We start from the raw sequence: 3,591 nt of genomic DNA, 5'->3' as shown, positions 1-3,591 counted from the left end.
CGAGCTGACCGTCCGCCCGCCACGCGGCCGCGTCCACCGTCGCGCGGTATTCGACCAGCGCGGTCGCCATGGCGTTGAGCGCCTGCGACAGGCTGTCGCGATCACCGCGCACGATGATCTCGGCCTGGTAGTCGCCGGCCGCAATCCGCTGCGCCTGGCGCTCCATCGCCCGGGCGGACTCACCCAGCGTCACCAGCGAATGCGCCAGTACGTCCTGGTCCCCGAGCGGGTCCGGCAATTCGGACGTGTCGCCGTCGGCCAGCCGCCGCGCGGAACCCGCCAGTTCCGCGATGCGCCGGTTGTAGCGGCGCACCATCTGCTCGAGCTGCCCGATCTCGTCGGTCTTCTCGGCGCGGTCGTCGTCACGCAGTTCGACCGTGCCGGTGGTGGTGATGAATTCCAGGTCCGCGGTGAAATCCTTCAGGCCACGCCGCAACCGCTGGAATGTGGAATACCCGAGCGCCGCGACGACCAGCAGCACCAGCGCCCCGATGATCAGCGTGATACGCAACCCGACATCGGCGCTGTGATAAAGCCCCTTTGCGCGCCGCGAGGCCGCCTCCTCCAGCGCCAGTGCCACGGCATTCAGGCCGCGAATCATTCGTTCGCGAATCCGCTCGCGGGTGACGGCCGTGACCGGAGCATCCCAGCGGGACAGGGCCGCGATGGCGGCCAGCGCGGGGCCGTCGTCCACCCGCACCTGCTCGTCGATCCGAGCCGGCGGAACCCCTCGGCGATGCGCTTCGGTCACCGCGTTCAACTGGTCGCGGTAACGCTCCACGGTCGATCGCAGCGTCGCGACCAGCGCGGGGTCCAGCCCGGCCTCCAGCGTTTGCCGCTCCATCAGTTCCAGGGCATCGAAGGCATGCTGCACGCGCTCCTCGACCACGGCCCGATAGGCGTCATCGCCGCGCAGCACGTAGTTCTTGAACGCGTGAATGAAACCGCCGTAGCCCAGCGTGGCCAGCAACTCCGTGGTCAGCGATCGCACCTGCTGCTGCGCCAGCGCATCGTCGATCATCCGCTGCCAGCCGAGATCGGTCACCTCATCCAGGGTGGGCTGTATCTGCTCGTTCGCCGGAGCATCACGCATCAGGTCGTGATAAAGCGCGCCGCGCTCGGCCACGGAATTGGCCGCGGCGCTCAGCGCGATCGACATTTGCGGCGTCACGGCCTTGGTCGCGTCGGCGTGCTCCAGCAACGCCGCCGCCAGGCTCGCGCTGACACGCAACCGGAACAGCACGGCATACGCCCGCATCTGCGCGGAGGCCTGGGGATCCTCGATCAGGATCGCCGCGCGATCCATCAACTGCCCGGTCTGGTGTATCGCCGGACTGAAGCGCTCGATGATGGTCTGAAGCTCACCGCCCTGACCCGTCGTCTGCATCAGCGCCTGAGCGACATGGCGATAGGTCTCGAACTCGACCCGCATGGCACCCAGGTCCTCACCGCTTTCCAGCCAGCCCGAGAACGCATCCATGCGCTGCCGCAACTGAGCATCCAGCGACGCAGCCTGCGCAGGCCCGGACGCGCCGGCAAGCAGCAGCGCATCACGCTGGAGCGCCAGGACCTGGCCCACCGCATGCACATGCAAGATACCGTCCCGGTACAGGTAGATCCGGTTCGCTTGCTCCTGAACACCCTGCACTGGTCGCAGCGCCAACACGATGCCCGCGGCGGCAAGCACGACGGGCAACGACGCCAGCACCAGCATTTTCGATCGCAAACTCAACGGATGTCCTCCTGAATCGCCAGACGCGCAGCAAACCTCATGCTCGGCCCTCCGCACTCAGCTGGCGAGTCCGCAAAAACAGGTAAAGGCCGAAGCCGGTGGCAACGCCGGGAACGATGCCCAGCAGCAGGCAGACCCAGCCATGGCGAACACCGCGCGCCCGGGCCTCGAAGATCACCCAGATCGCGAGAATGACCCAGCAGAGAATCGCGTCGGTCGCGTAGCCGGCCGCGTAAGGATTGACGAAGCCCGCCATGGCCGCGGTCACAAGATCGGGAGCATCCAGCAGCGGCGGCACCACGACCGTCAGGAAGATCAGCGCGAACACGACGGCCACGCCCAGAACCAACCCACGAAACAATCCTTCAGGCATCCCTGCCCCTCTCCCGATCCACATCCGAAACACCGACTCTACCGTCTTCGCCAGCCCGGCGGGTATGCTCCCGAAAACCCGTTCCCCACAGCATCATGCGACCAGTCGACACGGCCACCCGCAGGGCTCAGCTTCAGAAAAGAATGATCAAGGCCGGCATCATCGGCATGCCCGGCTGCGTGCTGTTCGCGCTGGGGCTCAACGCCCTGTTCGGCAACTCGGTCCCGATGGCGTGGATGGCCGGCCGCGACGCCGCGCTCAGCATGCTGGGCGTTGCCGGCGTGCTGCTGATCTGGGAACTGCTGATCATCGTGCCGACCGCGTTGGAACTCGGGAGGCTCAATCGCGAGTCTCAGGCCTCGGGCTCGTCCTCCCGATAGTCCGGGCATCAGGCCACCTGTCGCTCATGCGCCCGTCTCCACGACATCGCTGACCTGAAGCGCCTCGCCGTCGACCCGGCAGGCCAGCCCCAGTTCGGCCAGCCACGACACGGCGTCGATCGACGCGGCCCAGGGGCTGAACACCAGCGTCGGTTTGGCCCCACCCTCGGTCACCTCGACGCGATCGATGCCGTCGCCGATCAACAGAATCTGCTGACAGGCCCAGTACCAGCGGCCGCGCCGGACATCGCTCCAGGTTGATGTATCCAGTTCGCCGGAGGTGGTCAGCGGCTGGCCGCGTTCCGATTCGCTGTAAAGCCGCAGCGCCGAGAGCAACCCCGCCTGATCGAGCAGGCTGGGCCGCAGTGCCACGGTGACGTCGCGCACCTGATCCGCCGCCTCGTCCAGGGCCGCCAGCGCCATGCGCATCGGCGGCGCTTCGTCCATACGCTTCAGCGAGAGGATGGCAACGGTCAGCGCCTGGCTGATGTCGTCATGCAGTGTGGACGCGACGGCCTGACGATCACGCAGCAGACGCTCCAGTGCTTGTTCGATGGTGCCGGGCAAGCTGGGATCCTCCACCTGGTTCAGGGTTCGGCACTATGCCACGTCGGGGTTGGAGCGCGGCGGCGCGCCGTAACGAAAGACGGCGCGAGAGGAGTCGCGCCGTCCACAGCCCGCCGAAACGGTTCAGAACAGTTCGATGCTCCCTTCGTCCATCGACTCCTGGCTGACCGGGTGATGCGGCGACTTCTTCCATTCCTCGCGCGCCGGCTGGATGCGCTGGTTGAACTTGCGCAATTCCAGCACCCGATCCTCGGTGGCACTGGCGGCATTCTTCGGCAGCAGGCCGGTGAGCACCAGGGCTTCGCGGCTGATGTGCTCCAGCCGGTCCAGATGATCACTGACCGACCCCAGCGCCTGCGTGGTGATGTCCTCGAACTGCAGGGATCGCACGGCCTTCTGCACCGCGACCTCGATCTGTTCGCGGCAGTCGGAAACCCGATGAATGCCACTGGAAAGCTTGGCGTCGATGGACTCGACCTGCGTCACCAGCTGATCCGCTTGCGACTTCGCCTTGCTGCTCGCCTCCATGTCGCGGGTCG

Annotated in this window: 4 protein-coding genes and 1 pseudogene; 1 reads left to right on the top strand and 4 read right to left on the bottom strand. The window is 66.7% G+C overall.

What is annotated here, in order from left to right; genetic code table 11:
• Positions 1–1,732 (bottom strand): hypothetical protein (locus tag ABNS06_RS03975; RefSeq protein ID WP_348672702.1); only part of this gene is annotated, 1,732 nt, incomplete at its 3' end.
• Positions 1,733–1,769: 37 nt separating this feature from the next.
• Positions 1,770–2,105, bottom strand: a complete 336-nt coding sequence (locus ABNS06_RS03970) for a DUF2834 domain-containing protein (protein ID WP_348672701.1) — start codon at positions 2,103–2,105, stop codon at positions 1,770–1,772.
• Positions 2,106–2,248: 143 nt separating this feature from the next.
• Here ABNS06_RS03970 and ABNS06_RS03965 point away from each other — a divergent pair, with 143 nt between their 5' ends.
• On the top strand, positions 2,249–2,485 hold the full coding sequence (locus ABNS06_RS03965; RefSeq protein ID WP_348672699.1) for a hypothetical protein: 237 nt from the start codon (positions 2,249–2,251) through the stop codon (positions 2,483–2,485).
• Positions 2,486–2,509: 24 nt separating this feature from the next.
• Here ABNS06_RS03965 and ABNS06_RS03960 read toward each other — a convergent pair whose 3' ends face one another.
• Positions 2,510–3,052: a hypothetical protein gene (locus ABNS06_RS03960; protein ID WP_348672698.1), complete on the bottom strand. Its 543-nt coding sequence runs from the start codon at positions 3,050–3,052 to the stop codon at positions 2,510–2,512.
• A gap of 123 nt (positions 3,053–3,175) precedes the next feature.
• Positions 3,176–3,591: pseudogene (locus ABNS06_RS03955) on the bottom strand (hypothetical protein); the annotation flags it as partial.

Source organism: uncultured Abyssibacter sp. (assembly GCF_964000955.1).
GTDB lineage: Bacteria > Pseudomonadota > Gammaproteobacteria > Nevskiales > OUC007 > Abyssibacter.
Note: the sequence above shows the minus strand (reverse complement) of the source record. Positions and strands in the feature narration are given on the sequence as shown.

Excerpts from the sequence above, each read along its gene's own strand:
- ABNS06_RS03970 (WP_348672701.1), bottom strand. The coding sequence starts at position 2,105 with ATGCCTGAAGGATTGTTTCGTGGGTTGGTTCTGGGCGTGGCCGTCGTG.
- ABNS06_RS03965 (WP_348672699.1), top strand. The coding sequence starts at position 2,249 with ATGATCAAGGCCGGCATCATCGGCATGCCCGGCTGCGTGCTGTTCGCG.